Genomic DNA, 3,159 nt, shown 5'->3' on the forward strand with positions numbered 1-3,159 from the left:
GCTCGTCAGGGGAAGAAACCCCTTCGCAAGCGCGCAACGCACGCGTCAAGCACATGTCAGGTAGCGACGGGCGCCCTAAGCGCCCGCACGGACAAGCGGACAGAAAGGTCAGGAGGGCAGTCGATGAAACTCAAGCCACTAGGCGATCGCGTCATCGTCAAGCCGGCGGAGGCCGACGAGCAGACCAAGAGCGGTCTGTACATCCCGGACACCGCCAAGGAGAAGCCGCAGCGGGGCACCGTCATCGCGGCCGGCGAGGGCAAGGTCAAGGACGACGGCACACGTGCGCCGATGGACGTGAAGAAGGGCGACGTCGTCATCTACAGCAAGTACGGCGGCACCGAGGTCAAGATCAAGGACGAAGATCACCTCATCCTGCGCGCCGACGACATCTACGCGGTCGTCGAGGGCAAGTAGCCCTCGCACCCGACCGCATCGAAGTTTCCCGAATACGAGAGGAGCATCCTGAAGCATGGCTAAGGAGATCCGGTTCGACGAAGATGCCCGCCGCGGCATCGAGGCCGGCGTGAACAAGCTGGCCGACGCAGTCAGGGTCACGCTCGGCCCCAGGGGCCGCTACGTGGTGCTTGAGAAGAAGTTCGGCGCGCCGACGATCACGAACGACGGCGTGACCATCGCCAAAGAGATCGAGCTCGACGACCCGCTCGAGAATATGGGCGCCCAGCTCGTCAAGGAAGTCGCCACCAAGACCAACGACGTAGCCGGCGACGGCACCACCACAGCGACGTTGCTCGCCCAGGTCATCGTGCGTGAGGGCCTGCGCAACGTGGCCGCCGGTGCGAACCCGCTCGCGATCAAGCGCGGCATCGAGAAGGCAGTCGACGCGGTAGTCGACGCCATCAAGGGCAACGCGAAGGACATCGAGGACAAAGAGGAGATCGCCAACGTCGGCGCCATCTCAGCCGCGGATGACACCATCGGCGCCACGATCGCCGAGGCCATGGAGGTCGTGGGCAAGGACGGCGTCATCACCGTTGAGGAGAGCCAGACCTTCGGCATCGACATTGAAACGGTCGAGGGCATGCAGTTCGACAAGGGCTATGTTTCGCCCTACATGGTGACCGATCCCGACCGCATGGAGGCCGTTCTCTCAGAGCCGCTCATCCTCATCGCGAATCAGAAGATCAGCAACATCCAGGACCTGCTACCCGTGCTCGAGAAGGTCATGCAGGCCGGCAAGAACCTGCTCATCGTCGCCGAGGACGTGGAAGGCGAGGCTCTGCCGACTCTCGTTCTCAACAAACTGCGCGGCACATTCACCTCGGTCGCCGTCAAGGCCCCGGGCTTCGGTGACCGTCGCAAGCGCATGCTCGAGGACATCGCCATCGTCACTGGTGGCCAGGTTGTGTCCGAGGAGCTTGGCACCAAGCTCGATTCCGTGGGCATGGAGATGCTCGGTCGCGCCAAGACCGTCAAGATCACCAAGGACAACACCACGATCATCGACGGTGCTGGCACCGAGGAGAACATCAAGGCGCGCATCAGCCAGATCAAGAACGAGATCGAGAACAGCGACTCAGATTTCGACAAGGAGAAGCTCCAGGAGCGTTTGGCCAAGCTCTCCGGCGGCGTGGCGGTCATCAAGGTCGGAGCCGCGACCGAGGTCGAGCTCAAGGAGAGGAAGCACCGCATCGAGGATGCACTCCAGGCGACCCGCGCGGCCGTCGAAGAGGGCATCGTGGCCGGCGGCGGCGTTGCACTGGTGGACGCGCTCCCCGCTCTCGATGCTCTCAAGCTGGATGAGGACGAGATGATCGGCGTGAACATCATCCGCAAGGCACTCATCGAGCCGCTCAAGACGATCGCGAGCAACGCTGGTTTCGAGGGCTCCGTTGTCGTGGAGAAGGTGCGCGGCCTCAAGAAGGGTCAGGGCCTCAACGCCACAACGGGAGAGTACGGCGACCTGCTCAAGATGGGCGTCATCGACCCCGTCAAGGTCACCCGCTCCGCTCTCCAGAACGCAAGCTCGATTGCGTCACTCATCCTCATCACCGATGTTGCCGTAAGCGACGTTCCTGCCAAGGACGACATGTCAGCGGCCATGGGCGGCGGTATGGGCGGCGGTATGGGCATGATGTAGTTCGCCCGTGGCGATCTGCAAGCACGACTCTTCGGGGGCCCCGGTGGTATGCCGGGGCCCCTGTTTGTCGCCTGCCGTGTCCAGGGGAGTGCGAGGGCGCTACAATAGCTGCGGGGGATCAGAGCAAGAAGAGGGGGCTGTCATGCGCGTTCGGATGGCGTGTGTTCTGGCATTCACCGCTCTGGCGGTAGCCGGTGTCCTGGGTGGCGCGGAGTTTGCCTTCGCATACGGTGGTACGGGGAGTATCGCGGGCAACGTCACGAACCAGGTGACTCACGCCCCGGTAGCCGGCATCCGGGTCATGGCTCTGTACGACTACGGTGGCGGGTGGTCATTCGACGACATCCAGTTCACAGACCCCTCTGGCAACTACACACTCGTGAACCTGCAGCCGTTTCCCATGCGCATCGAGTTCGCCGATCCGAACGATGAGTACTTCACCGAGTACTGGAACGACCAGACCGAGTGGGACCAGGGCGACTTGGTGCCGGTCGGCGAGGGGACCTACACTCCCAACATCAATGCCGAGCTGTTGCCGGGCGCCTTCATCGAGGGTTCCGTCGTGGAGAGTTCCACGGGCGACCCGATTCCGAACATCTGGATAGAGCCGGTGTACTGGGATGGATTGAGATGGCAGAACGCATGCGTGCCCGTCATCTCACAGGCTGACGGGACATACCGGGTCGGACCGCTTCATGCAGGCAGCTACCCGGTTCGGTTCCGCGATGACACCGGAATCTACTACACCCAGTACTACGATCGTGTCGGAACCGTCGACGAGGCGCTCCAGGTCGGCGTCACGGCAGGCAGTCTGGTCACCGGCGTGAACGCGCGTCTTTCCGAGGGCCTGGCCATCTCGGGCACGGTTCGCGATGAGAACACGGGTGACTCGATCGGCGGTGCGGACGTTGCCGTCTGGCGCTTGTTCTATGGGTACCTATGGCAGGAAGTCGCCGGCGTCACGACCGCGTCGGACGGAACGTACTACGCCGGTCGACTGGAGGACGGCCAGTACCTCGTATCATTCAGCGATCTGTCCCACGGTCGCTACTTGGGCG

General features: G+C 63.0%; 3 protein-coding genes. All 3 read left to right on the top strand.

Features of this window, described 5'->3' with window-relative positions; all coding sequences use genetic code 11:
- Positions 1 to 123: 123 nt before the first annotated feature.
- Entirely contained in the window at positions 124 to 417 is a 294-nt protein-coding gene (groES, locus tag Q8K99_09330) for a co-chaperone GroES (protein ID MDP2182755.1), read from the top strand.
- Between the two features lie 55 nt (positions 418 to 472).
- Positions 473 to 2,101, top strand: a complete 1,629-nt coding sequence (gene groL, locus Q8K99_09335; GenBank protein MDP2182756.1) for a chaperonin GroEL — start codon at positions 473 to 475, stop codon at positions 2,099 to 2,101.
- Between the two features lie 142 nt (positions 2,102 to 2,243).
- A partial coding sequence (locus Q8K99_09340; GenBank protein MDP2182757.1) for a hypothetical protein occupies positions 2,244 to 3,159 on the top strand: 916 nt, incomplete at its 3' end.

The organism is Actinomycetota bacterium, from assembly GCA_030682655.1.
Taxonomy (GTDB): domain Bacteria; phylum Actinomycetota; class Coriobacteriia; order Anaerosomatales; family JAUXNU01; genus JAUXNU01.

Bases quoted from the DNA above. Each gene is read 5' to 3' on its own strand.
- groL (MDP2182756.1), top strand. From the start codon at position 473: ATGGCTAAGGAGATCCGGTTCGACGAAGATGCCCGCCGCGGCATCGAG.
- groES (MDP2182755.1), top strand. From the start codon at position 124: ATGAAACTCAAGCCACTAGGCGATCGCGTCATCGTCAAGCCGGCGGAG.